At 45.9% G+C, this 26133-nt stretch carries 28 protein-coding genes and 1 other RNA gene; 23 read left to right on the plus strand and 6 right to left on the minus strand.

Going from position 1 to position 26133, the window contains the following annotated elements:
- The first annotated feature begins 273 nt into the window (after positions 1–273).
- Genes opuBA through opuBD form a run of 4 tightly spaced genes read left to right on the plus strand, consistent with a single transcriptional unit; the run spans position 274 to position 3716 of the window.
- A complete protein-coding gene (opuBA, locus tag LWH95_RS00965) occupies positions 274–1419 on the plus strand; it encodes a choline ABC transporter ATP-binding protein OpuBA (RefSeq protein ID WP_232918775.1) in 1146 nt (381 codons plus the stop codon).
- Between the two features lie 14 nt (positions 1420–1433).
- A complete protein-coding gene (opuBB, locus tag LWH95_RS00970; protein ID WP_084993412.1) occupies positions 1434–2087 on the plus strand; it encodes a choline ABC transporter permease OpuBB in 654 nt (217 codons plus the stop codon).
- A gap of 11 nt (positions 2088–2098) precedes the next feature.
- Positions 2099–3019: an osmoprotectant ABC transporter substrate-binding protein gene (gene opuBC, locus LWH95_RS00975; protein ID WP_232918776.1), complete on the plus strand. Its 921-nt coding sequence runs from the start codon at positions 2099–2101 to the stop codon at positions 3017–3019.
- 16 nt (positions 3020–3035) lie between these two features.
- A complete protein-coding gene (gene opuBD, locus LWH95_RS00980) occupies positions 3036–3716 on the plus strand; it encodes a choline ABC transporter permease OpuBD (RefSeq protein WP_232918777.1) in 681 nt (226 codons plus the stop codon).
- Between the two features lie 43 nt (positions 3717–3759).
- On the opposite strand, the gene LWH95_RS00985 is transcribed toward opuBD, so the two are convergent.
- From LWH95_RS00985 to rghR, 4 genes are all read right to left on the minus strand, one after another.
- Positions 3760–5460 (minus strand): methyl-accepting chemotaxis protein, encoded by a 1701-nt coding sequence (locus LWH95_RS00985; protein ID WP_232918778.1) that lies wholly within the window; start codon positions 5458–5460, stop codon positions 3760–3762.
- A gap of 132 nt (positions 5461–5592) precedes the next feature.
- Positions 5593–5919, minus strand: a complete 327-nt coding sequence (catR, locus tag LWH95_RS00990) for a catDE operon transcriptional regulator CatR (RefSeq protein WP_003220037.1) — start codon at positions 5917–5919, stop codon at positions 5593–5595.
- Positions 5920–6010: 91 nt separating this feature from the next.
- The gene (locus LWH95_RS00995) at positions 6011–6430 is read right to left on the minus strand and encodes a helix-turn-helix domain-containing protein (protein WP_232918779.1); all 420 of its coding nucleotides are present in this window, start codon (positions 6428–6430) and stop codon (positions 6011–6013) included.
- A 28-nt stretch (positions 6431–6458) separates the two neighbouring features.
- Positions 6459–6866 carry a transcriptional repressor RghR gene (gene rghR, locus LWH95_RS01000; RefSeq protein WP_003235175.1) on the minus strand — a complete coding sequence of 136 codons (408 nt, stop codon included), beginning with the start codon at positions 6864–6866 and terminating at the stop codon, positions 6459–6461.
- 152 nt (positions 6867–7018) lie between these two features.
- Between rghR and LWH95_RS01005 the strand changes: the two genes are divergently transcribed.
- Positions 7019–7252, plus strand: a complete 234-nt coding sequence (locus LWH95_RS01005) for a helix-turn-helix domain-containing protein (protein WP_003220031.1) — start codon at positions 7019–7021, stop codon at positions 7250–7252.
- A gap of 39 nt (positions 7253–7291) precedes the next feature.
- Here the strand turns inward: LWH95_RS01005 and LWH95_RS01010 are convergent, their stop codons facing one another.
- The gene (locus LWH95_RS01010; protein WP_133485999.1) at positions 7292–8062 is read right to left on the minus strand and encodes an alpha/beta fold hydrolase; all 771 of its coding nucleotides are present in this window, start codon (positions 8060–8062) and stop codon (positions 7292–7294) included.
- 150 nt (positions 8063–8212) lie between these two features.
- On the opposite strand from LWH95_RS01010, the gene secG reads away from it, so the two are divergent.
- The 12 genes from secG to azoRB all read left to right on the plus strand — a co-directional run bounded on the left by secG (position 8213) and on the right by azoRB (position 18217).
- On the plus strand, positions 8213–8443 hold the full coding sequence (gene secG, locus LWH95_RS01015; RefSeq protein ID WP_003220028.1) for a preprotein translocase subunit SecG: 231 nt from the start codon (positions 8213–8215) through the stop codon (positions 8441–8443).
- 131 nt (positions 8444–8574) lie between these two features.
- The gene (locus LWH95_RS01020) at positions 8575–9315 is read left to right on the plus strand and encodes an alpha/beta hydrolase (RefSeq protein WP_133486001.1); all 741 of its coding nucleotides are present in this window, start codon (positions 8575–8577) and stop codon (positions 9313–9315) included.
- An 18-nt stretch (positions 9316–9333) separates the two neighbouring features.
- Entirely contained in the window at positions 9334–11673 is a 2340-nt protein-coding gene (gene rnr, locus LWH95_RS01025) for a ribonuclease R (RefSeq protein ID WP_232918780.1), read from the plus strand.
- Between the two features lie 144 nt (positions 11674–11817).
- The gene (gene smpB, locus LWH95_RS01030) at positions 11818–12288 is read left to right on the plus strand and encodes an SsrA-binding protein (protein ID WP_003220025.1); all 471 of its coding nucleotides are present in this window, start codon (positions 11818–11820) and stop codon (positions 12286–12288) included.
- 176 nt (positions 12289–12464) lie between these two features.
- Positions 12465–12827: a transfer-messenger RNA gene (gene ssrA, locus LWH95_RS01035) on the plus strand.
- Positions 12828–13010: 183 nt separating this feature from the next.
- The gene (locus LWH95_RS01040; RefSeq protein ID WP_225514645.1) at positions 13011–13805 is read left to right on the plus strand and encodes an SDR family NAD(P)-dependent oxidoreductase; all 795 of its coding nucleotides are present in this window, start codon (positions 13011–13013) and stop codon (positions 13803–13805) included.
- Positions 13806–13915: 110 nt separating this feature from the next.
- Entirely contained in the window at positions 13916–14488 is a 573-nt protein-coding gene (locus LWH95_RS01045; protein ID WP_003235164.1) for a TetR/AcrR family transcriptional regulator, read from the plus strand.
- On the plus strand, positions 14485–14844 hold the full coding sequence (locus tag LWH95_RS01050; RefSeq protein WP_232918781.1) for a DMT family transporter: 360 nt from the start codon (positions 14485–14487) through the stop codon (positions 14842–14844). The genes LWH95_RS01045 and LWH95_RS01050 overlap by 4 nt, the downstream gene beginning before the upstream one ends.
- Positions 14841–15245: a YvaD family protein gene (locus tag LWH95_RS01055; protein ID WP_232918782.1), complete on the plus strand. Its 405-nt coding sequence runs from the start codon at positions 14841–14843 to the stop codon at positions 15243–15245. The genes LWH95_RS01050 and LWH95_RS01055 overlap by 4 nt, the downstream gene beginning before the upstream one ends.
- Positions 15246–15260: 15 nt before the next feature.
- Positions 15261–15410 (plus strand): hypothetical protein, encoded by a 150-nt coding sequence (locus LWH95_RS01060; RefSeq protein ID WP_003235161.1) that lies wholly within the window; start codon positions 15261–15263, stop codon positions 15408–15410.
- Positions 15411–15540: 130 nt separating this feature from the next.
- Entirely contained in the window at positions 15541–17451 is a 1911-nt protein-coding gene (locus LWH95_RS01065) for an FUSC family protein (RefSeq protein ID WP_232918783.1), read from the plus strand.
- A 130-nt stretch (positions 17452–17581) separates the two neighbouring features.
- A complete protein-coding gene (gene azoRB, locus LWH95_RS01070; protein ID WP_019259473.1) occupies positions 17582–18217 on the plus strand; it encodes an FMN-dependent NADH-azoreductase AzoRB in 636 nt (211 codons plus the stop codon).
- Between the two features lie 35 nt (positions 18218–18252).
- Here the strand turns inward: azoRB and LWH95_RS01075 are convergent, their stop codons facing one another.
- Positions 18253–19329, minus strand: coding sequence for an oxidoreductase (locus LWH95_RS01075; protein ID WP_232918784.1), 1077 nt, complete (start codon positions 19327–19329; stop codon positions 18253–18255).
- A gap of 127 nt (positions 19330–19456) precedes the next feature.
- On the opposite strand from LWH95_RS01075, the gene csoR reads away from it, so the two are divergent.
- From csoR to LWH95_RS01105, 6 genes are all read left to right on the plus strand, one after another.
- Positions 19457–19762 carry a copper-sensing transcriptional repressor CsoR gene (gene csoR / locus LWH95_RS01080; RefSeq protein WP_014115157.1) on the plus strand — a complete coding sequence of 102 codons (306 nt, stop codon included), beginning with the start codon at positions 19457–19459 and terminating at the stop codon, positions 19760–19762.
- Positions 19763–19835: 73 nt separating this feature from the next.
- The gene (copZ, locus tag LWH95_RS01085) at positions 19836–20045 is read left to right on the plus strand and encodes a copper chaperone CopZ (RefSeq protein ID WP_014115156.1); all 210 of its coding nucleotides are present in this window, start codon (positions 19836–19838) and stop codon (positions 20043–20045) included.
- Positions 20046–20128: 83 nt separating this feature from the next.
- Positions 20129–22540 (plus strand): copper-exporting P-type ATPase CopA, encoded by a 2412-nt coding sequence (copA, locus tag LWH95_RS01090; RefSeq protein WP_232918785.1) that lies wholly within the window; start codon positions 20129–20131, stop codon positions 22538–22540.
- A gap of 159 nt (positions 22541–22699) precedes the next feature.
- The gene (locus tag LWH95_RS01095) at positions 22700–24808 is read left to right on the plus strand and encodes a heavy metal translocating P-type ATPase (protein WP_232918786.1); all 2109 of its coding nucleotides are present in this window, start codon (positions 22700–22702) and stop codon (positions 24806–24808) included.
- Positions 24809–24927: 119 nt separating this feature from the next.
- Positions 24928–25596 (plus strand): disulfide bond formation protein BdbD, encoded by a 669-nt coding sequence (bdbD, locus tag LWH95_RS01100; RefSeq protein ID WP_232918787.1) that lies wholly within the window; start codon positions 24928–24930, stop codon positions 25594–25596.
- A gap of 4 nt (positions 25597–25600) precedes the next feature.
- On the plus strand, positions 25601–26017 hold the full coding sequence (locus tag LWH95_RS01105) for a disulfide oxidoreductase (RefSeq protein WP_003235152.1): 417 nt from the start codon (positions 25601–25603) through the stop codon (positions 26015–26017).
- Positions 26018–26133: the final 116 nt, after the last annotated feature.

The raw sequence follows: 26133 nt of genomic DNA on the forward strand, positions 1-26133 counted from the left end.
CTTTCAGCTAACAATTCCGATGTCAATATACCACATTTTTGATGCGGCGGAAATGCCGCATCAAGAGAATTTGGCAGGAAATTGGAGCAATAAGGAGATCATTACAGGTCAATGCGGGTAAATCAGCGTTTATACATACTTTATAAATAATATGAACAAATTGTAAACTTTTTATTTTATAAACTTTATTCTATAATGGGAACCATTCAATTGTCTGAAAAATTAAATACAAACTGAACGAATTGAATAAACTTAACTTTGGAGGTGCGATGTTTGCTGACATTAGAAAATGTCTCGAAAACATACAAAGGCGGCAAAAAAGCCGTGAACAACGTGAATCTTAAGATTGCAAAAGGTGAATTTATCTGTTTTATCGGCCCGAGCGGCTGCGGAAAAACAACAACAATGAAAATGATTAATCGATTAATTGAGCCTTCTGCCGGCAAGATTTTCATTGACGGCGAAAACATCATGGAACAGGACCCGGTAGAGCTTAGGCGTAAGATCGGCTATGTCATTCAGCAGATCGGCCTGTTTCCGCATATGACTATTCAGCAGAACATCTCACTTGTCCCTAAGCTGTTGAAATGGCCGGAGCAGCAGCGAAAAGAGCGGGCGCGTGAGCTTCTAAAATTGGTCGATATGGGGCCAGAATATTTAGACCGTTACCCTCATGAATTAAGCGGGGGGCAGCAGCAGCGAATAGGTGTATTACGGGCACTTGCCGCGGAGCCGCCGCTTATCTTAATGGATGAACCGTTTGGGGCACTCGACCCGATTACGAGGGATTCCCTTCAGGAAGAATTTAAAAAACTGCAAAAAACCTTACATAAAACCATCGTATTTGTTACCCACGATATGGATGAAGCGATTAAACTGGCAGACCGGATTGTGATTTTAAAAGCGGGAGAAATCGTTCAAGTCGGAACGCCCGATGATATTTTGAGAAATCCGGCAGACGAATTTGTTGAGGAATTTATCGGCAAGGAGCGGCTGATTCAGTCATCCAGCCCGGATGTGGAACGGGTTAACCAGATTATGAACACACAGCCTGTGACGATCACCGCGGATAAAACGCTTTCTGAAGCGATTCAGGTAATGAGGCAGGAGCGTGTCGATTCACTGCTTGTCGTCGATGACGGGCACGTTCTGCAAGGCTATGTGGATGTTGAAATCATTGATCAATGCCGGAAAAAAGCCAATCTCGTAGGAGAGGTTTTACATGAAGATCTTTACACAGTATTGGGCGGAACACTGCTGCGCGACACGGTCCGAAAAATTTTAAAACGGGGTGTTAAATACGTACCTGTTGTGGATGAAAACCGGCGTTTAATCGGAATTGTGACGAGAGCGAGTCTGGTCGACATTGTATATGACTCTCTCTGGGGAGAAGAAAAGCAGCTCGCGGTATTGTCATAGGGAGGCGATAAGTTGTGAATCATATTGTTCAATTTTTGCAAACCAACGGGGGCGAGCTCCTTTATAAAACATATGAGCATATCACGATATCGCTCATTGCTGTTATTTTAGGCGTACTCGTTGCCGTACCCCTCGGGGTTGTGCTTACTAGAATGAAGAAGGGCGCCGGCACCATTATCGGCATCGTTAATATCATTCAGACGCTGCCGAGTCTGGCGATTCTCGCCTTCTTTATTCCGCTCCTAGGTGTCGGGAAGGTTCCAGCCATTGTGGCTTTGTTTTTCTACTCCGTTCTGCCGATTCTGCGCAACACGTACACCGGCATTCGCGGCGTCAACAAAAATCTGCTTGAGTCTGGCAAAGGCATCGGCATGACGCCGGCTGAACAAGTCCGCCTGGTGGAGCTGCCGCTTGCCGCGCCTGTGATCATGGCGGGAATCAGAACATCGACGATTTACTTAATCGGCTGGGCAACGCTCGCTTCCTTTATTGGAGGCGGCGGTTTGGGTGATTACATTTTTATCGGACTGAATTTATATCAGCCGGAATATATCATCGGGGGCGCGGTGCCCGTCACGATATTGGCAATTGTAATAGATTACGTGCTGGCGGTGACTGAACGAAAACTGACACCTGCCGGCATGCAGAGATTGAAGGAAGTTTCATAAGGAGGCGGCTCATGAAAAGAAAATATCTCAAATGGATGATCGGGTTAACGCTAGCAGCAATGCTGACGTTGAGCGGCTGTTCACTTCCGGGTCTCAGCGCTGCTTCAGACCAGACCATTAAAATCGGCGCGCAAAGTATGAGCGAATCAGAAATTATCGCCAGCATGCTTGGGCAGCTGATCGAACATCATACTGATTTCAAAACAACAACCATTAAAAATCTCGGCTCCAACGCGGTGCAGCAGCAGGCCTTAATGAACGGGGAAATCGACATTGCGGCCACAAGATATACGGGAGACGCGCTGACAGGAACGCTGAGAATGGAACCTGAGAAAGATCCGGACAAAGCGCTGGCGCTGACACAGCGGGAGTTTAAAAAAAGATACGATTTAAAATGGTATGACTCCTACGGGTTTGATAATACATATGCCTTTACGGTCAGCAAGGAACTGGCCGATCAATATCATTTAGAAAACGTATCAGACGTTAAAAAATGGGCGCCGCAATTAAAGCTGGGTGTCGATAACTATTGGATGAAGCTCAAGGGAAACGGCTATCAGGATTTTACGAAAACCTACGGCATGACATTCGGAGGCACGTATCCAATGCAGATCGGGCTTGTGTATGACGCGGTGAAGAGCAGAAAAATGGACATTGTGCTTGCGTATTCGACTGATGGAAGAATCAAGTCCTATGGTCTTAAAATGCTAAAGGATGATAAGCAATTTTTCCCGCCGTACGACTGCTCTCCGGTTGTTCCGGAACAAGTGCTCAAAGAACATCCTGAGCTTGAAGGCGTCATTCAGAAAATGATCGGGAAAATCGACACAGCCACAATGCAGGAGCTCAACTATGAAGTCGACGGCAATTTAAAAGAGCCTTCTGTCGTTGCCAAGGAATATTTAGAAAAGCATCATTACTTCGAATCATGAAAGGGGGAAGAAACCAATGAATGTGCTTGAACAGGTCATGACGTATTATGCGCAGAACGGCAGCTACGTCATGGAAGAATTCGGCCGGCACTTTCTTATGTCGGCTTACGGCGTTTTGTTTGCCGCTGTCGTCGGGGTTCCGGTCGGAATCCTCATTGCGCATTATCGCCGCTTGTCAGCCTGGGTGTTCGCCGTAACAAATGTTATCCAGACAATCCCGGCGCTCGCCATGCTGGCCGTCTTAATGCTTGTCATGGGGCTCGGCGCAAACACGGTGATTGTATCATTATTTCTGTATTCCCTTCTGCCGATTATCCGAAACACGTACACAGGCATAGTCAGCATTGAACATGCCTACTTAGAATCGGGAAAAGCAATGGGCATGACGAATTTCCAAGTTCTCCGGATGGTTGAGCTTCCACTCGCGCTTTCTGTCATTATGGCAGGCTTGCGCACGGCTCTCGTCATTGCCATCGGGATTACAGCGATCGGCACATTTGTCGGAGCCGGCGGCCTTGGAGATATGATCGTCCGCGGCTCAAACGCGACAAACGGAACAGCGATTATTCTCGCCGGCGCGATACCGACTGCAGTGATGGCGGTTGCAGCTGATTTGCTCATGGCCTGGCTGGAGAGGGCATTAAGTCCGGTAAAGAAAAAACGAACCAGAGCGAAACGCGTTCAAACAGCTGCATAGAATAGAAAAAGAGGCTTGGATGACTCCAGCCTCTTTTTTTTCTTTAGATTGTAAACTGATCCATCTTCTCATTAAGCTCCTTCGCCAGCTTCTCAAGCTCTTTAGCATTCTGGAGCACTTGATCCATGGAATGGGCGGACTGCTCGGTAATCGAAAATGTTTCTTCAATGCCGGCGGCCGACTCTTCAGATACAGAAGCGATATTTTCAATCGATTGATTGATGGTAATCGATTGGTTTGTTAACTGCTTCAGGCCATCCGTTACTTCCTTAATGCTGTCTGCAACGTGAGTGACCGATTGTCGGATATGCTGCATAGCTTGTCCGGTGTCTGTCAGGTTTTCTGTTCCTTTTTCGACTTCTGTAAAGCTGCTTTCTAAGTACCCAATGACAGTGTGGATTTCCTGCTGTGTCCCGTTGACAATCCGGGTAATATCTTGGACAGAATCAGAAACGCCGTCAGCCAGCTTTCTGACCTCCTCTGCCACAACGGCGAAGCCTTTGCCGCTTTCTCCTGCGCGGGCAGCCTCAATTGCGGCGTTAAGTGACAGCAAATTCGTTTGTTCGGCAATGCCGTTGATGACCTGAACGAGCTTGTTGATATCCTGAGAATGCTGTTCCAGTGATCTCACTTTATGCACGGCCTCCTGAACGATATGATGGATGGTTTTCATTTGCTGTAATGACGTATCCATATTTACGTTTCCGCTTACTGCGAGTTCGAGGACATTTTGAGACGTATCGCTGATTGTGATGCCGCGATTATAGGCTTTATCAATGCTTTCAGTGAACTCATTCATTGATTCTGCAATTGTCACGGCGTCTTGGGCCTGCTGTTCAGAGCCTTCAGCCATTTCGTTCATTGTTTCGGTAATATGTTTGCTGCCGGATCTCGTTTCATTTGTTGCGGTTGCCAGCACTTGTGAAGAAGAAAGAACCCGGATTGATATTTCTTTGGAGTACCCGACAATATCTCTCAGATTGCCTACCATTTTTTGCAGTGCCTCGTTCAGATCGCCGAGCTCGTCTTTTGATTTGAGCGGCTCCATGTCATTCGACAGATCTCCCTCGGCAATATGATTGGCAGACTCCTTCATGCGAATGATAGGCTTTACAATGTTTCGCGTGATATAAAGCCAGATGAAAATACTGATAATGATAGATGCTGCCAGAAGCAAAGCATTGTAAATGAGCCCTTTATGGTATACGTCCTTCGTTTCTTTTACCGCTGTGTTGCTGCCTTCTTTATTAAAGTCAATGAGCTGAGTGACTGATTTTTTCATATCCTCAAATCTGGCCTCAGTCTGCACCAATAAACCTCTTGCTTTGTCCATGTCATTCGTGCGGCCGCTTTCTATAATTTGCGTATGAATATCAGTATAGGTGTTTACTTCAGTTTGAAGCTGCTCAAACAGTTTCTGTTCTTTGTCATTGGAAATCGTTTTTTCGTAGCTATCAAGCTTTTGATTGATGTCTTCAAGGATCTGATTCATGTCTTGTTCAAGCGTATCCATTTTGCTTTTGTCTGTGAAAATCAGAAAATCCTTTTCTTTAGAAGACAGATGCTCGGTCAAATAATTAATCGAAGTAATTTCTTTGATGCCGTCAATCCATTTTGTGTTGATTTCATCTGTCTTTTGAATGATGTGCTGCATATTAAAAACGCCTATTCCGCCTATAAGTAAATTGATCAGGATCAGTGTCAAAAATACCAGGCTGAATTTGCGGGAAATCGTCAGTCGCATATAGTGGTATCCTTTAAAAACGTAATGTGTGGATGTACTATATATCGGCTGAGAAATCGTTTTTTCACTGGAAAATAAAAAATAAAAAAACGGCTCCTTTTCTCGTCTTTGAGATCAGAACCGTTTTAGCAATTAGTCAAGAAAGGAAGGGTCAATCCAATCCGTTGCCCATTTTGAAATCTCACCCAAAATGGGGGCTAGCGCCTTTCCTTTATCGGTCAATGAATATTCGATGCGAACCGGAGTTTCCGGGATGACATCCCGCTTCACCACTCCTTCAAGCTCAAGTTCTTTCAGCCGTTCTGACAGAACTCTGCCGCTTAGATTTGGAAGTGCTGCTTCAATTTCGCTAAATCGCTGCGACCCGTTCAAGAGCTGAAATACGATCAAAGCGACCCAGCGTTTACTCAAGATGTCGACTGCTTTTTCAAATCTAGGACACATTTCTGATTGGTTCATACTTTTCACCTCGTCTGTCACTATTATAACGCAAATAACGAGGGAAGGTATGCAAGCGTGATTGATAAAATGCAGAAAGAGAAGCAGGGGATTATGAAGAAGAGGCGCGTTTTTTCGCTTCCGAGGCTAGAAAATCGAAGTATTTGCTGAGATTTTCAATATCCTGCTTTGAGAGATGTTCCCACTTTTGGCTGTTGAAAATCGGAAGGTGCTCCGCTCCGCGAGTGATTGCAGTCTGGTAAATGTCATAAATGGACTGATAGCTTTCCGAAGCCTCGCGGATTTCTTCTGGAAAGGCTTGAATATGACCAGCGGCAGCCATCAGGTTTTCGTAGGGCACTTTCAGTACTGCCGCCAGTTTTTTGATAGTGGCAGGTTTTGGCGTGCCGCGCTTGCCGTTTTCAATTTTTGAAATGGTGGCCGAGCTGATGCCTGAGTACACCGCAAGCTGATTCACTGTCAGTTTGCGGGCGCGGCGCAGCTCCCGTAATTGCTGTCCGAACGGTGACATGGTGATCGCCTCGCATTCCTATCAAGAGTTAGTCATCAGCAGACCGTTTTTTGGCTTCGTCTGAAATAAACGAAAAATAATGATCCAGCATGAGCAAATCCTCTTTATTGAGATATTGCCACTTTTCGTTCTCAAGAAGAGCAAGGTTTTTCAGGTCATAGGCCTCCGCTTTTTCAAGCAGCTTGCACTTCGTTTCATAAGGAGCTCTGTCTTCATGTACTTCTTCGATGTAACCAGCCTTATACATAAGCCCTTCGTAAGGAATTTTTAAGGCCTCTGCCAGTTTTTTGATGGTGGCAGGTTTGGGAACGCCCCGTTTGCCATTTTCGATTCTGGAGATGCCGGCCGCGCTTACGCCAGAATAAGTCGCCAGCTGGTTGACTGTTAACTTTCTCTCTTCGCGCAATGCCCGCAATTGTTCGCCAAAGCTTTCCATATGTCTCACCCCGTCCCTCACTGTTACTCATATTTTAGTATGTTTATTGACTAAAGGGAATAGGTAGGCTGGAAATGTATTGACAAAAGTTAACATAAGCCGTAATGTAAAAGTATAGAAAAAAGTTTTTTCAGGAACGGAAGGTGAGGAAAGTGCCAGTAGAAAAGATACAGATTAGACGTGATTATGTCTTGCAGTATATGGTCAATAACGATTATTCCCTTAATCAGCTTGCGCTGGAAATCGGAGTCTCACCCGCCACACTGAGCCGCGTGCTGAATGGAGAAAGACGGCCGGGGCAGCTTGTGATCGGTAAAATGCTTCACTATTTTAATTTGAAATTTGAGGATCTTTTTTACTATGATTTTATTGACAAAAGTCAATAAAACAACGAAAAACGCCTGGAAGCCAAGCGTTTTCTATTTCTATGAATGATGTGTCAGCACAAACCCTGTCACCAGTTCGTTGCATGTTTTCCATTGTTTTGTCGGCAGCTGATGCCCCTGATATTCCAATCTGAAAAATTCGGCATGGCTGCAAGCTTTGCGGTAATAGCCTGAGGCTGGGAAGGTCCAGTCCCGCAGGCCGCCATACATAAACAGCATGGGCATGTGTAAATGGGGCAGCTGTTCAATGCAGTTGTAGTGGAGCGAATCCTGATAATATTGATGCCAATGGGCAAGGTCTGCTTTTTTCATATGGCCTGTTAATAGGTTTCGAAGTTCTTTGTTTTTTGTATGGCTGACGGCGAGGATTTTTATGAGCAAACGGGCGTTTTTCTCAAGCAGATACATCCCCGTCTTATGTATCTTCTCTCCGATTACGTTATGGACAGCCGGGTAAGCGCCGGACAGAACAAGATGTGACACTTTGTCCGGGCGGGTAAAGCCGATATGCTGGGCGATTAAGCCGCCGGCGGAATATCCGAATAACACAGCCTTATCAATGTGCAGAGCGTCCATGAATTGCACGATCTCATCTGCGTAATAAGAAATAGAGGCGGGCTGATCCGCGTGATCACTGTCGCCGTGGCCGCTTAAATCGGGAAAAATCACCCTGAAATGTTTGGAGAGAAGGCGCTGATAATAAAAGACCATACGTCCCATGCCCGGCGGGTGGATAAAAATGATAGGCATTCCCTGTCCATATTCCTCATAATAAAGATGTTTTCTGCTGGCTATGCTGATAAGGGGCATCGTTTTTCTCCTTTTGACCTTTTCATATGAATAGGGTAACCAAGATAAAACGTCTTATCCGGCCTTTTGGCGTCTGATACAGCGTGACATGCCAACCCTTTTCATGTAAAATAGAAGTAATGTAGGCCAGTGAGTCTGGAGGTGTAAGGGATGCACGCGGTTTTGATTACCTTATTGGTTATCGTCAGCATTGCACTTATTATTGTCGTTTTGCTTCAATCCAGTAAAAGCGCCGGATTATCTGGTGCGATTTCAGGCGGAGCGGAGCAGCTCTTCGGGAAACAAAAAGCAAGAGGTCTTGATTTGATTTTGCACCGCATCACGGTTGTGCTGGCAGTCTTGTTTTTCGTGTTAACGATTGCGCTTGCTTATATCCTATAGGGCAATGTTTGTATAAGGTCTGATGTGAAGTCAGGCCTTTTTCACGTTTCTGGCTGATATTCAGAGTGTTTTTTTCTGATCAAACTGTGGAAAACTAAAATGATCGTGCAGATAGAAAGGGAGACATGAGCATGAAAGTTGTGACACCAAAACCATTTACATTTAAAGGCGGAGACAAAGCGGTGCTTTTGCTGCACGGCTTTACAGGAAATACAGCGGACGTACGAATGCTGGGACGTTATTTGAATGAACGGGGCTATACATGCCACGCGCCTCAATATGAAGGACACGGCGTTCCCCCTGAAGAACTTGTACATACAGGGCCTGAAGACTGGTGGAAAAACGTGATGGATGGCTATGAATACTTAAAATCTGAAGGCTATGAGAACATCGCTGCCTGCGGACTGTCGCTTGGCGGGGTTTTTTCGCTGAAATTGGGTTACACTGTACCCATAAAGGGAATTGTCACAATGTGCGCGCCAATGCATATTAAGAGTGAAGAGGTCATGTATCAGGGCGTTCTTTCATACGCTCGCAATTACAAAAAGTTCGAGGGGAAAAGCCCGGAGCAAATTGAAGAGGAAATGAAGGAATTCGAAAAAACGCCGATGAACACCCTCAAGGCGCTGCAAGACTTAATTGCCGATGTGCGAAACAATGTCGATATGATTTATTCACCGACATTTGTGGTGCAGGCCCGTCATGATCACATGATTAATACCGAAAGCGCAAATATTATTTACAACGAAGTGGAAACTGATGAGAAACAGCTGAAATGGTACGAGGAATCAGGCCATGCCATTACGCTCGACAAAGAACGTGACCTCGTCCATCAGGATGTGTATGAATTTTTAGAGAAGCTCGATTGGTAATCAACAGGAGGTCGGATAATGGAAAAAGAAGCATTTATGGATAAGCTTCTCTCGTTTATGAAGGAAGAGGCGTACAAGCCTCTGACCGTTCAGGAACTTGAGGAGATGTTAAATATTACGGAAGCCGAGGAGTTTAAAGAGCTCGTCAAAGCGTTAGTCACTTTGGAAGACAAAGGGCTTATCGTACGGACGAGAAGCGACCGCTACGGCATTCCGGAGAAGATGAATTTAATAAAAGGAAAAATTTCAGCACATGCAAAAGGATTCGCCTTTTTGCTGCCTGAGGATACATCATTAAGCGATGTGTTTATTCCGCCTACTGAGCTGAATACGGCAATGAACGGCGATATCGTCATGGTTCGGCTGAATTCACAGTCAAGCGGCTCAAGACAGGAAGGGACCGTCATCCGCATTTTAGAAAGAGCGATTCAGCGGGTTGTCGGTACGTATACAGAAACAAGAAACTTCGGCTTTGTCATTCCGGACGACAAAAAAATCACGAGTGATATCTTTATCCCGAAAAATGGGGAAAACGGAGCGGCGGAAGGACACAAGGTTGTTGTCAAGCTGACGAGCTATCCTGAAGGCCGCATGAACGCAGAGGGCGAGATTGAAACCATTCTCGGCCACAAAAATGATCCGGGCATTGATATTTTATCGGTCATTCATAAGCACGGCCTGCCGGGAGAATTTCCTGCTGACGCAATGGAACAGGCATCAAGTACGCCTGACACAATTGACGAAAAAGACCTGAAAGACCGCCGTGATCTCCGTGATCAGGTGATTGTCACCATTGATGGTGCGGACGCGAAGGATTTGGATGATGCAGTTACCGTGACGAAGCTTGATGACGGAAGCTACAAGCTTGGCGTTCACATTGCTGATGTTAGCCATTACGTAACCGAAAACTCGCCGATTGACAAAGAAGCGCTCGAAAGAGGGACGAGTGTGTATTTGGTTGACCGAGTCATCCCTATGATTCCGCACAGACTGTCAAACGGCATCTGTTCCTTAAATCCAAAGGTTGACCGCCTGACACTTTCTTGTGAAATGACAATTAACAGTCAGGGACAGGTGACGGAGCACCAAATCTTCCAAAGTGTCATCAAAACAACGGAAAGAATGACTTATTCAGATGTGAATAAAATTCTTGTTGACGATGACGAAGAGCTGAAACAAAAATACGAGCCTCTCGTTCCGATGTTTAAAGACATGGAGCGTCTGGCGGAAATTCTGCGCGATAAGCGGATGAACCGCGGCGCCGTTGATTTTGATTTCAAGGAAGCGAAAGTGCTTGTCGATGACGAAGGCGCGGTTAAAGACGTTGTCATCAGAGAACGCTCTGTCGCCGAGAAACTGATTGAAGAATTTATGCTTGTGGCGAACGAAACGGTAGCGGAGCATTTCCATTGGATGAATGTACCGTTTATATACCGGATTCACGAAGAGCCGAATGCTGAAAAACTGCAAAAGTTTTTAGAGTTCGTGACGACATTTGGCTATGTGGTGAAAGGAACGGCGGGAAATATTCATCCGCGCGCGCTGCAAAGCATTCTGGACGCTGTGCGTGACAGACCTGAAGAAACCGTTATATCTACTGTCATGCTCCGTTCGATGAAACAGGCGAAATACGACCCGCAAAGCTTGGGGCATTTTGGTCTGTCAACGGAATTCTATACGCATTTCACATCACCGATTCGCCGTTATCCGGACTTAATCGTCCACCGTCTGATTAGAACGTACTTAATCAACGGCAAAGTCGATGAAGCGACACAGGAAAAGTGGGCTGAACGCCTGCCGGATATCGCCGAGCATACATCAACGATGGAGCGCCGTGCAGTTGACGCCGAGCGTGAAACGGATGATCTGAAAAAAGCGGAATACATGCTTGATAAAATCGGTGAAGAGTTTGACGGGATGATCAGTTCAGTGACAAACTTCGGAATGTTCGTCGAGCTGCCGAATACAATCGAAGGACTCGTCCACGTCAGCTTTATGACGGATGACTACTACCGATTTGACGAACAGCATTTTGCGATGATCGGCGAGCGGACAGGCAACGTCTTCCGCATTGGGGATGAAATCACAGTCAAGGTTGTCGATGTCAACAAAGACGAGCGCAATATCGACTTTGAAATCGTCGGCATGAAGGGCACTCCGCGTCGTCCGAGAGAACTGGACAGCAGTCGGAGCAGAAAACGCGGAAAGCCTGCCAGAAAGCGCGTCCAAAGCACCAATACGCCTGTTTCTCCAGCTCCGTCTGAGGAAAAAGGGGAGTGGTTCACTAAGCCGAAGAAGAAAAAGAAAAAACGCGGCTTCCAAAACGCGCCGAAACAGAAACGGAAAAAGAAGAAATAGCAGCTCAACCAGCAAATAGGGCCGCAGCGCTCTATTTGCTTTCTTTCGGAAACAGCTTTTCATTGTAGCGGTACGTGACATTTGGTAAAATAGAGCGTATCGCAAAAGGTGGACAGTTTTTCCTTAGAGAGAGGAGGTTCTGGCATGCCAAAAGGGTCAGGAAAAGTATTATCTCAAAATAAGAAAGCCAATCACGATTATTTTATAGAAGAAACCTATGAAACAGGCATCGTTCTGCAAGGAACCGAAATCAAATCGATTCGCGCCGGCCGCGTAAACCTTAAGGATTCCTTTGCCAAAATCGAACGGGGAGAAGTGTTTCTTCACAATATGCACGTCAGCCCGTATGAGCAGGGAAACCGCTATAACCACGATCCGCTCCGGACGAGAAAGCTGTTAATGCATCGCAAGGAGATTAATAAGCTGATCGGGTTAACAAAGGAAAAAGGCTATTCCCTCGTTCCGCTGAAGCTGTATCTGAAAAACGGCTTTGCCAAAGTGCTTCTCGGCCTTGGAAAAGGGAAGAAGAACTATGACAAACGGGAAGACCTGAAGCGCAAGGACGCGAAGCGGGAAATCGAAAGAGCGTTCAGAGACAGTCAAAAAGGCTTCTAAAGGCATAGTGCTTGATTCAAAAATCAGGCCTGTGCTATACTGTGTTCACGATCAGATCATAACGCTTTTCATTTCAAGGATTTTACAATTGAAAAGAACCGTGATCGTGTTATAATAAGACTATAGCCAGTTTGAGTGAGAGCTTGATATTTTCTCCCGTATTTCCCTTATAACAAGGGGACGTTACGGATTCGACAGGGATGGATCGAGCTTGAGCTGCGAGCCGAGAGGCGATCTCGTAAACACGCACTTAAATATAACTGGCAAAACTAACAGTTTTAACCAAAACGTAGCATTAGCTGCCTAATAAGCGCAGCGAGCTCTTCCTGACATTGCCTATGTGTCTGTGAAGAGCACATCCAAGTAGGCTACGCTTGCGTTCCCGTCTGAGAACGTAAGAAGAGATGAACAGACTAGCTCTCGGAAGGCCCGCCCGCAGGCAAGAAGATGAGTGAAAACATAAATATGCAGGCTACGCTCGTAGACGCTTAAGTAATCGATGTTTCTGGACGTGGGTTCGACTCCCACCGTCTCCATACATACTGACAATAAAGCAGAACCTCTTTGAGGGTTCTGCTTTATTTTTTCTCCAGATCACAGGCACCAAAAAGTGCGTACTTCCATTTCAATCCCAGCTGTTTCATACTGATTGCAGAGCAGATGTTTCACCAAACGCATTTCTGTCAATAAATAAGAGGAATCAAAAACGGAGGGATGAACGAATGAAGCTGAATTTACAAGGAAAAACCGCACTGGTGACTGGTTCGACATCGGGAATCGGAAAAGCCATTGCCTCTTCGTTAGCTGAAGAAGGCGCGGCAGTGATCATTAACGGACGCCGGGAAGAGAAAGTGAATCAGACGATAGATGAATTGAAAACACAACATTCTGAAGCGGTACTATATCCGGCTGCATTTGATTTGGGAACAGAAGAAGGCTGCAATGAGCTGTTTCAGGCATATCCAGAGGTTGATATTTTGGTCAACAATTTAGGGATTTTTGAACCGGCGGAGTACTTTGATATTCCCGATGATGAATGGTTTCGTTTTTTTGAAGTGAACATTATGAGCGGGGTAAGGCTGACACGCAAGTATTTGCACAACATGATAGAGAAAAAAGAAGGGCGCGTGATTTTCATTGCCAGTGAAGCGGCGGTTATGCCGTCACAGGAAATGGCCCATTACAGTGCGACAAAAACGATGCAGCTGTCCATTTCCCGCAGTTTGGCGGAGCTGGCAACCGGCACGAATGTCACGGTCAACACCGTCATGCCGGGCTCTACCTTAACAGAGGGTGTGGAAACCATGCTGAACTCGCTGTATCCTGATGAAAACCTGACTGTTCAAGAAGCTGAGGCACGTTTTATGAAAGAAAACCGGCCGACATCCATTATTCAAAGACTGATCCGTCCGGAAGAAATCGCCCACTTCGTTACATTTTTAAGCAGTCCGCTTTCCTCCGCGATCAATGGCGCGGCGCTTCGGGCGGACGGCGGTTTGGTTCGCAGTGTCTTTTAAACCTCTCCTTTTGGGAGAGGTTTTTTTATGTGTTGTTGATTTCCATAAATTGCTGTCGTATAATTTTGGTACCAATATAGTTTTATTAGTACCGAAAGCGAGGGATTGATTTGGAAAAAAGAATTCTGGAGGAAACCATCCGGCTGATCAGGCAGAAAGGATTTTCATTTACGATGAATGATTTGGCAGCAGTGCTGGGAACGAGCAAGCGGACGCTCTATGCGCATTATTCATCAAAAGACAAGCTTGCGGAAGCGGTTGTTGAGCAATTTATCGCAGAGATGAAGCAAATGGAAAAAGACATCTATGAAAATGAAAGTTTAGACATTCTTGAAAAAGTGAAAAAAATGCTGATCGGTCTTCCGCAGGGGATGGAACTGCTGAATATGGGATTATTAAGTGATCTGAAGAAATACCATTACGATGCGTGGCTTACATTAGATACGTTTATTAAGGAAGAATGGACAATTGTCCTTGAATTATTAAACGAGTGCAAACAGCAAAAGAGAATCAGAAACATCAATCCGGACCTGTTTGTTCACATGTATATAGGAAGCATCAACCAAGTGTATGATCCCGAATATCCGCTCAAACATCAGTTCACAACAGGAGAGGTTCTTGAGTCGATTGTAGATGTATTGTTTAACGGCATAACAGCTGATGAGGAGGCTGATGCTACGTGAATTGGCTGTTTCTATGCTTAGCGATTCTGTTTGAAGTTGCCGGGACGGTCAGTATGAAGCTATCATCGGGTTTTACAAAGCTTACTCCCAGTGTCCTGTTGATTTTCTTTTATGGCGGGAGTCTTTTCTTTCTGACGCTTACGCTAAAATCAATTGATGTCTCTGTTGCTTATGCTGTATGGTCAGGGATGGGGATTGTCCTGATTACAGTCGTTGGTTTTTTGTTTTTTCAAGAGAATGTTAGCGTCATGAAACTCATTTCAATCGGATTGATTATCGGCGGTGTTGTGTCTTTAAACCTGATCGATCATGGGGCGCAGTCTGAGCCGATACATAAAAGCGGGCAGTACAAATGAGATATATGAAACTGTTTTTTCTCGTGACTGATATCGGTTTTATCTTGTACTGGCTGTCAGCTGGGTTTTCGCTGATACCGGAAAGCTGGGCGTTTAAACATCATGCCCATCCGTTTATGATCGCCTGGAACTGGTCCTTTTTCCCGCTGGATATCCTGATCTCTTTCACAGGATTGTACAGCTTGTACTTGCAGCGGAAGAACAGTGCTGACTGGAAGCTGATGGCGCTGATTTCTCTTGTACTGACCTGTTGTTCAGGCCTTCAGGCAATTTCATTCTGGACATTCAGCCGGGACTTCGATCTTGTTTGGTGGCTGTTTAATGGGTATCTATTGATTTATCCTTTATTTTTTATTCATCTTCTCTTAAAAGAAAGCAAATGGACAAAGCAGTGCTGTTAGGCGCTGCTTTTATTTTTGTCTTTTTTTAAATCGCCGCAAAATTCGATTGAAGAACATGAACAAATCATTGCGGCATGTAGGGAAAAGGATCGGAAAAAAGCTGCCGAGCTGACGTACAGCAACTGGATCAAGCCGATTCAGGATATTGCGAATAAACTGATGTAAAACAGGCAGAGACGGTATGGTCGCTGCTTTTTTTTGCGGACATCTATTGAGAAGCGAAGGCGTTTTTGGGGCATACTATAGTGAATAATCGGGAAAAGTCCTATACATTCATAGAAAAGGATTTTGTCAAATGAACAAAACTGTTGAGAACAATCAAAGAACCATGCCAAGCATCGTGAAGGATGCCTTTCGCATTCATGCGAATCCATTTCCATGGAAAAAGGCGATCGGATCAGGGATCGCTTCAGGGTTTCCTGTGCTGATCGGCGCATTGGCGGGTCACACGGATTATGGTTTAACTGCAAGCATCGGGGGCTTTGTTTATTTATATGCGGGCGGTGAATCGTATAAAAAGCGCGCTTTGAAGCTGCTCTTGGTTTCCATTGGGATTGCGCTCTCATTTGGATTAGGCACTATTTTGTCTGGGACGGTTTGGATAATGGCGGCTGTCCTGGGCTTGATCGGTGCAGCTGCAATGTTTATTTTTAGCGCGCTCGGTATACAAGGTCCTGCGCCGATGTTTTTTGTCCTTGCATTTTTAGTCAGCTCCGGGCTGCCGGCCGATCCTTCACAAGCGTTGTTCAGAGCGGGACTGACGTTTCTCGGCGGCATTTTCGCCATGGGTATCGCCTTAATCGGCTGGTTATTGAACAAACATGGACCGGAGGAGGCGGTGCTGCAAAAAACATATCATCAGCTGGCTGCATGTCTTTCAGCCGTCGGTACGCAAGGCTTTCATAATGCGCAGCATCAGACGGTGCTTATGCTCAGAACAGCTCGTCAAACGGTTCTCGGCAAGGGGAACAGGCGGAAAAAATCACAGTCTGATGAACGATTTTTCCGCCTGCTCGAAAAAGCTGACGACATATTCCTTGCCATTATTCATTTTTCAGCTGAAACGCCAGACAGAGAGACGGCCGAGATTGAAAAGGCACTCCGTCAAACCGGAGATGCGCTGGGGCATGCTCGTAGTTCCAGTGCGTTTCAGATTAAAGAGAATGAATCTGAGCCAAGCCGGAAGCTGTTTGAAGAAATCAATGAGGCTTTGTCTATCGCTTCAGGACGGAATGATAAGCAATCGGACGGGGAACCGAGCCGCCTGCCAGCCTCTTTTTACTTTTTGAGAAATGCCTTTGACTGGCAGTCTCCTGTTTTGATACGGGCGTTAAAGTACGGAATTGTGCTGTTTGCCGCCGATATGTTTGCCCTCACATTCGGCTTTGCACGCTCCTATTGGATTCCGCTTTCGGCAGCAGCGGTCATGCTTGGCACTACTGTTCTCTTTACGCTTCACAGGGCCATTCAGCGTTCAATCGGAACCGTGATCGGTGTTGGGCTGGCAGGAGCAATCCTGTTTGTTAAGCCGGGCGGTGTTTATATTGCGTTGTGTATTGCAGCGCTGCAATGTCTTCTTGAGATGCTGATTGTCCGCAATTATGCGCTGGCGGTTCCTTTTTTGACCGCAAATGCGCTTGTCATAACAGAAAGCATGCATGGCGGCTCGGACGTCGGTTATTTTATGATAGCGAGGCTGACGGATGTAGCTGTTGGCAGTGTAATCGGGCTATTGGGAACGATAGTTTTGTGGAGACTGTTTTCAACGAAGCGGCTGCCTGAACTAATGCGAGACGTGATTCGGCTGGAAGGGCACTTTATGGAGAAACTGTTGACCGGGCAGAAAGCAGACGAGAACAAGTTAAGGGTGAGTCTGGTTAGGCTTCGGGATGCGTATGACAAGGCGCTTGGGGACTTTCCTAACGCGAATGCAGATGTGCTTTGGCCTGCCATTTCCGGTGCTCAGCACTTAGGGTATTATTTGCTCTCGGCCCAAGCCCATCATCGACCGCCTGCTCCGTTTTCTGAAAAAGAGATGAACCAGTTAAAAGTGTTTTTTGAACAGGCTGAGCAATCCGCTTTGATGAAAAGGATGCCGGCTGACATACAAGTGCCGCATGTTCCTTATTACCCGCGTATCAGTAAAGAGCTCTCCGCACTGTATTCGGGCTTGCGGACAGCTTTCGAAAAGCGAAATAATCTTTAATTCAAGATGTTTTACTTGAAAGTAATTTTTAGTGCCCCTATAATAAAGACTAATAGAGAAAGAATAATCATAATGCGTCTGTATGATAATAATTGATGTGTGATTTTTAAAAACGAAAGGGCTGGTAAAAATGGCAAAAGTATTGTATATCACTGCTCACCCGCATGATGAAGCAACTTCTTACAGTATGGCAACAGGTAAAGCATTCATCGAATCTTACAAAGAAGCGAACCCAAATGATGAAGTTGTACATATCGATTTGTACAAAGAAAACATCCCGCACATTGACGCGGATGTATTCAGCGGCTGGGGCAAGCTGCAGTCAGGCACAGGCTTTGACGAGCTTTCTGAAAGCGAAAAAGCGAAAGTGGGCCGTCTGGGAGAGCTTAGTGATCAATTTGCATCTGCTGATAAGTACGTATTCGTTACTCCTTTATGGAACTTCTCATTCCCGCCAGTAATGAAAGCGTATCTTGATTCTGTTGCAGTTGCAGGAAAATCATTCAAATACACTGAACAAGGCCCGATCGGCTTGTTAACTGATAAAAAAGCGATTCATATCCAAGCGCGCGGCGGCTACTATTCTGAAGGCCCTGCGGCTGAAATGGAAATGGGTCACCGCTACATCGGCATCATGATGAACTTCTTCGGTGTACCATCATTCGATGGCATTTTCGTAGAGGGACATAATGCGGAGCCTGATAAAGCACAGCAAATCAAAGAAGACGCGATTGCGCGTGCGAAAGAAGCAGGTAAAACATTTTAATGAAAAAGCCTCCCTTTTCTTGGGGAGGCTTTTGTTTATTTCTCCAGCATAATGGTTTGTTTCTCTTCACTGCTTTTCATCGCGGCTTCAATGATGCGAATAACATCAATTCCTTCCTCAGCGGTGACGGGCAGCGCAGCGCCTTCTCGTATACTCTCTGCTATTTTGCGGTAATAGGTAAGGTAGGAGCCATTTACTGATGGGATGGTTTCTGTTTTTTTGTCCGTGCCATGAACGGTTGTCAGCTTTCCGTAAAACTCCGGATCATCCGCTCCCCAGCTGTCATCCTCCGGTTTTCTTCCCGCTCTGAGTGCGTCTTCCTGTCCGTCGATTCCGTATTTCATAAAGCTGGCATGTTGTCCGTGGATTTGATAACGAGGGCCGTTTGCCGGAACGATCGATCCTCCGTATAGAATGGCTTGGAGTTTGCCGTAATCCAGAGTCAAATGAAAATAGTCAACGGTTTCGGCATTTTCACGCTGGGCCATTACGTTTGCAGTCACGGCTTTTGGCAACCCGAACAAATGCAGGGCTTGGTCTATGATGTGGGAGCCGAGATCATACAGCGTACCAGTGGCCGAGCCTCCTTTTTCCCGCCACCGTGCTTGAACCTCAGGTCTGTAGCGGTCATAGGAGACTTGATATGTATTGATATCTTCAAGGGATCCGTCAGCGATCAGCTTTTTAATCGTTAAAAAGTCGTTATCCCAGCGCCGGTTATGATAGACACTTAACAATACACCTTTTTCATCGGCAGCCTTCTTTAATTTCTCCCCTTCTTCGGCCGTCGCTGTCATCGGTTTTTCGATCACAACATGTTTTCCGGCCTGAATGCATGCCATAGCGTGCTCGTAATGAAGGCCGCTCGGTGTGGTGACAATGACAAGCTCAATGGCCGGGTCATTTGTGATGTCCTCAAGTTCATGCACAACTTCTGCATCCGGAAAATCCCGTTTCACTTCTTCTGTCCGCGATGTCATGACTTTGCTGATGTGATACTCTTCCAGAACAGCAAGCAGCGGCGCGTGAAAAACAGAACCAGACAGTCCGTACCCTAATATCCCAACCTTTATTGTATCCACTTTTGTTCTCCCCTTTAAAAGCGTTTTCACAAGAGATATATACCCTCCTGTATAAATGGTAAAACCTAACTGATTCATTTTTTTGCGGCGGCATGCTTAGACAACAGTTTGGACAATCAGTATAATGGGAATTAATATAAGAAACAGAGGTGTACGCATGGAGAAGCATAACGAACATAAAGCATTAAACCATAAAAGCTCGAAAGAAAAGGATCAAATCACAAACCGGCTGAAGCGGATAGAAGGCCAGGTCAGAGGCATTCAAAATATGGTGGAAAACGATAGATATTGTGTAGATATTCTTGTGCAGATTTCAGCTGTTCAGGCGGCAATGAAAAATGTGGCGCTTCACTTGCTTGAGGACCACGCCCATCACTGTGTAGCAGATGCCATCAAAAGCGGAGACGGGGAACAGGCCATTTCTGAGCTTTTGGACGTATTTAAAAAGTTCACAAAATCATAAAGTCTTTTTTTGTTGTAATACCCTACGGGGGTATGGTAGGATGAAAACAGAAAGATAAACAGGAGGAATTCAAATGGAACAAAAAACATTGCAAGTTGAAGGAATGTCTTGTCAGCACTGCGTCAAAGCTGTGGAAACGAGCGTAGGAGAACTGGACGGCGTCAGTGCTGTTCATGTCAATCTGGAAGCGGGAAAAGTCGATGTTTCGTTTGATGCTGACAAAGTATCAGTCAAGGACATTACGGATGCGATAGAAGATCAGGGCTATGATGTAGCCGATTGATTCAAGGTGTCGCGCCTTTAGGGAGGCGCGATATTTCTTTCATTTTTATATACCCCCCGGGTGTATATAAAGGAGTGAGTAGATTGAGTGAACAAAAGGAAATCGCGATGCAGGTATCGGGTATGACCTGTGCGGCATGTGCCTCCAGAATTGAAAAAGGCCTGAAGCGGATGCCCGGTGTGACGGATGCCAATGTCAATCTGGCAATGGAAACGTCAAATGTCACCTACGATCCCGCTGAGACAGGGGCTGCAGCGATTCAGGAAAAAATAGAAAAGCTGGGCTATCACGTCGTGACAGAAAAAGCTGAATTCGATATTGAAGGCATGACTTGTGCAGCCTGTGCCAATCGGATTGAAAAGCGGCTTAACAAAATAGAAGGCGTCACAAATGCTCCTGTAAACTTCGCTTTAGAAACGGTTACGGTTGAGTACAATCCAAAAGAAGCGTCTGTCGGCGATTTGAAAGAAGCCATAGATAAGCTGGGATATAAGCTTCAGCTGAAGGGTGATGAGGAACGAGAAACGGCAGCTTCTAAAAAGAAAGAAGAACGGAAGCAAACGGCGAGACTGATCTTTTCAGCGGTTCTGTCATTTCCATTGCTTTGGGCGATGGTGAGCCATTTTACGTTTACATCGTTTATTTGGGTGCCGGATATATTCCTCAATCCGTGGATGCAGTTTGCGCTGGCGACACCGGTCCAGTTTCTGATCGGCTGGCCGTTTTATGCGGGTGCGTATAAGGCGCTCAGAAATAAAAGCGCCAATATGGATGTATTGGTCGCGCTCGGAACGACGGCTGCTTACGCTTACAGTCTTTATCTTACCATCCAAAGCCTTGGTTCCCATGGGCATACAGACGGCCTTTACTATGAAACAAGCGCGATTTTGCTGACGCTGATTTTATTAGGCAAGCTGTTTGAAACAAAAGCAAAGGGCCGTTCTTCGGATGCAATTAAAAAGCTGATGAAGCTCCAAGCGAAAACAGCGACTGTCGTAAGAGACGGACAGGAGCAAATCATTCCGATAGACGAAGTACTAGTCAATGACATTGTTTACGTCAAACCGGGCGAACGAATTCCTGTCGACGGGGAAGTGGTTGAAGGCCGCTCGGCAGTAGATGAATCGATGATTACAGGAGAAAGTCTTCCTGTTGACATAAATCCAGGTGACAGTGTGACAGGTGCAACCGTCAACTCAAACGGCTTCCTGAAAATCAAAGCTGTCAACGTTGGAAAGGATACGGCACTTTCTCATATCATCAAAATTGTCGAGGAAGCACAAGGGTCAAAAGCGCCGATCCAGCGTCTCGCTGATCAGATTTCCGGCATTTTTGTGCCTATCGTATTGGGGATTGCCGTTCTCACTTTCCTCATTTGGTATCTTTGGGCGGCTCCCGGCGATTTTGCCGAAGCGATCAGCAAGTTCATTGCGGTTCTTGTCATTGCTTGTCCTTGCGCCCTCGGCCTTGCCACTCCGACGAGCATTATGGCCGGATCTGGGCGCGCTGCTGAATTCGGAATTCTCTTTAAAGGCGGCGAGCATTTAGAAAAAACACATCGTCTCGATACGATTGTTCTTGATAAAACCGGAACTGTGACAAACGGGAAGCCACGACTGACTGATGCCATTCCGTTCGGTCGTTTTGAAGAAACAGATCTGCTTCAATTTACGGCGGCAGCCGAAACGGGATCTGAGCATCCGCTCGGTGAAGCGATTGTTGCCGGCATGAAAGAAAAAGGGCTTGAGATACCGAGGCTGACCCGCTTTGAAGCAAAGATTGGCGCAGGCATTTTGGCTGAAGCCGGAGGCAAAACCATTCTCGTCGGCACAAGAAAGTTAATGGAGAGCAAACAGGTTGAGCATGGGGTTCTTCTTGCGCAAATGGAAGAACTTGAGGCAGAAGGAAAAACGGTTATGCTTGTATCCATTGATGGGGAAGCAGCGGGACTTGTAGCCGTTGCCGATACGATAAAAGACACGTCACGGGCGGCCGTGGCCCGTCTGAAAGAGTTGGGCCTGGATGTCATCATGATGACAGGTGACAATCGCAGAACTGCAGAAGCCATCGCGAAGGAAGCAGGAATTACGAGTGTCATTGCGGAAGTCCTTCCTGAACAAAAGGCGGCGGAAATTTCCCGCCTGCAAAAAGAAGGCCGTCAGACGGCCATGGTGGGCGACGGAATTAACGATGCGCCGGCGCTTGCCACAGCCGATATCGGCATGGCGATTGGAACAGGCACGGACATTGCCATGGAAACAGCGGATATTACGTTGATTCGCGGAGATCTGAACAGCATTGCCGACGCAATTCGCATGAGCAGATTAACAATGAAAAACATTAAACAAAACTTATTCTGGGCGCTTGGTTATAACAGCCTCGGCATCCCAATCGCAGCGCTCGGATTTTTAGCGCCGTGGATAGCGGGAGCGGCAATGGCATTCAGCTCCGTTTCTGTTGTTCTGAATGCGCTGCGTCTGCAGAAAGTAAAATAAAAACCGGCCATATGCCGGTTTTTGTTTTTCATTGACACTTTCTTGGGAAACGCCATATAATAGATGTAACCATTATATGAGTATGTGCTCATATATAAAAATTCATGACCAATACTCATTGATACGCTTTGAAGAGGGAACCCTAAATCGGAAGGTAAGGTGAGACTAGTGAAACAGGAATACGTTCTGGACGGTTTGGATTGCAGCAATTGTGCCCAAAAAATCGAAAACGGAGTCAAAGGCATAAAAGGCATTGACGGATGTGCGGTTAATTTTGCGGCAAGCACCTTGACTGTCTCAGCCGATGGAAAAGAAGAGCAATGGGTCACCAATAAGGTGGAGAAAAAAGTGAAATCAATCGATCCGCATGTAACGGTTCGTCAAAAGCATAAAAAGAAATCAGCTGATGACGGCTATCGTCATCGAATGATCAATATGCTGATCAGAATGGCGGCGGCTATCATACTCGGAGCAGCAGCATATGTCGTTCATTCCGGACCCATTGAATTTATACTTTTCCTCGCTGCCTACTTGATCATCGGCGGTGACATTATCATCCGTGCAGTCAAAAACATCAGCCGCGGTCAGGTGTTTGATGAACATTTCTTAATGGCTCTTGCCACAATCGGTGCTTTTCTGATTCAGCAATACCCTGAAGGTGTCGCCGTTATGCTGTTTTACCAAATCGGTGAGCTTTTTCAAGGAGCCGCGGTCAGCCGGTCCAGAAAATCAATCAGTGCGTTAATGGACATACGGCCTGATTACGCCAATGTCAAAACAGAGAACGGCATCGAACTGGTTTCTCCGGAGGACGTACAGACAGGAGACATCATTGTGGTCAATCCGGGAGAAAGCATACCCCTTGACGGTAAGGTCGTGCAGGGATCAGCGATGGTTGATACGTCTGCTTTGACAGGTGAGTCCGTTCCGAGAAAAGCTGCAGAAGGACAAGATGTGATGTCAGGCTTTATCAATCAAAACGGCGTTCTGCATATTGAAGTCACAAAAGGCTACCAGGAATCTGCAGTATCAAAAATATTAGATTTGGTTCAGAATGCGAGCAGCCGTAAAGCCCGGACAGAAAACTTTATCACGAAGTTTGCCAAGTATTATACACCTGCTGTTGTGATCATCGCGGTATTGCTGGCCTTTGTCCCGCCGCTGGTGATTCCTGGCGCCGCACTTTCCGATTGGGTGTACCGCGCACTTATTTTCTTAGTAATTTCTTGTCCATGTGCGCTTGTTGTCTCTATACCGCTCGGTTTCTTCGGCGGAATCGGCGCAGCCTCAAAGGCCGGAGTGCTTGTGAAGGGAAGCAATTATTTAGAAGCCTTGAATCAAGTCAAATACGCGGTGTTTGATAAAACAGGAACATTAACAAAAGGCAGCTTTGAAGTGACAGAAATCAAACCTGCGGAAGGATTTAAAAAGGACACATTACTTGAAGCGGCGGCATATGCTGAGCTTCACTCCCAGCATCCAATTGCTGAATCTGTGCGTAAAGCTTACGGGAAAATGCTTTCATCTGATGCGATAGAGTCATATGAGGAAATATCCGGCCACGGCATTTTTGCAAAAGTAAACGGAACAGAAATCCTTGCTGGGAATAAGAAGCTCATGGAAAGAGAACAGGTTAAGGGCGTCCCGGATGAACATGCCGGAACAATCGTGCACGTTGCTGTTGATCAACGCTATGCCGGAGCAATCATCATAGCGGATGAAGTAAAAGAAGATGCAGCACAGGCGGTTGCTGATCTGAAGTCGCTTGGAATCAAACAGACAGTTATGCTGACAGGTGATTCGAAACAAACGGGAGAAGCCGTTGGAAAACAGCTTGGCATTGACGAGGTATATGCGGAGCTGCTGCCGCAGGATAAAGTGTCGCGGGTCGAAGCATTGGAAGCCAAGCTTTCGCCAAACGAAAAACTCATTTTTGTCGGTGACGGCATCAATGATACGCCGGTGCTTGCGCGCGCGGATATCGGAGCGGCCATGGGAGGCCTTGGCTCAGACGCTGCGGTAGAAGCCGCAGACGTCGTGCTGATGACAGATCAGCCGTCGAAAATAGCGGAAGCGATTCGGATTGCGAAACGGACAAGACGAATCGTGTGGCAAAACATCGGCTTTGCTTTAGGGGTAAAAGCAATCTTTCTCATTCTTGGAGCATTTGGAATTGCGACCATGTGGGAAGCGGTTTTCTCAGATGTAGGCGTTACCCTGCTCGCTGTGGCAAACGCCATGCGCGTTATGCGTCTCAAAAACAGATAAATTGTCGGAGAGAATTCATTTTTTCGGGGTTTTCTTATAGGCACTTGTCTTGTTAAAATAAAGAAGTGGGTCAATTGCGATCCGCTTCTTTTTTAATTTGAAAACGATGAGGTGTCGGAGTGAAAAAGAAACAGCAGTCTTCTGCGAAATTCGCGGTCATCCTTACGATTGTGGTTGTTGTATTGCTAGCAGCCATTGTAATCATTAATAACAAAACGGAACAAGGCAATGAAGCGGTTTCCGGACAGCCTTCTATCAAAGGCCAGCCTGTGCTTGGCAAGGATGATGCACCGGTAACTGTAGTAGAATTCGGAGATTACAAATGTCCGTCTTGTAAGGTGTTTAACAGTGACATCTTCCCAAAAATACAAAAAGACTTTATTGATAAGGGCGATGTGAAATTTTCCTTCGTGAACGTCATGTTACATGGAAAGGGTTCTAGATTAGCGGCTCTTGCATCAGAAGAAGTATGGAAAGAAGATCCTGACTCTTTCTGGGCATTCCATGAAAAGCTGTTCGAAAAACAGCCGGACACAGAACAGGAATGGGTGACTCCAGCCGTTCTCGGTGATCTTGCAAAAAGCACCACAAAGGTAAAACCTGAGACGCTCAAGGACAATCTTGATAAGGAAACATTCGCTTCTCAAGTGGAAAAGGATTCTGACCTTAATCAAAAAATGAACGTAAACGCAACACCGACGATTTACGTAAATGATAAAGTGATCAAAAATTTTGCGGATTATAATGAAATCAAAAAAACGATAGAAAAAGAGCTGAAAGGGAAGTAATCATATGAAAAATAGAATTGTATTTTTATATGCTTCCTGGGTTGTGGCTCTTGTCGCTATGCTTGGCAGCCTGTATTTCAGTGAAATCAGAAAGTTCATTCCATGTGAACTGTGCTGGTACCAGCGTATCCTCATGTATCCGCTCGTCCTGATTTTAGGCATCGCCACCTTTCAAGGTGACACACGCGTGAAAAAATATGTGCTCCCGATGGCGATTATCGGGGCATTTATTTCGATCATGCACTACTTAGAGCAAAAAGTGCCCGGCTTTACCGGCATTAAGCCGTGTGTAAGCGGCGTGCCGTGCTCAGGCCAATATATTAACTGGTTTGGTTTTATTACCATTCCATTCCTGGCCCTGATTGCTTTTATCCTGATTATTGTTTTTATGTGTCTGCTGAAAGGCGAAAAATCTGAATAACAAAAAAGCGCCCGCTGTATGCCGGGCGCTTTTTTTATCTCGAAAACTCATGCTCGATAGCGTTTGGTGTACTCTCTCTAAATTTATCTTTTTTTATCGTGAAAATGTTATTGATT

The organism is Bacillus sp. G16 (assembly GCF_021282335.1).
Lineage (GTDB): Bacteria > Bacillota > Bacilli > Bacillales > Bacillaceae > Bacillus > Bacillus inaquosorum.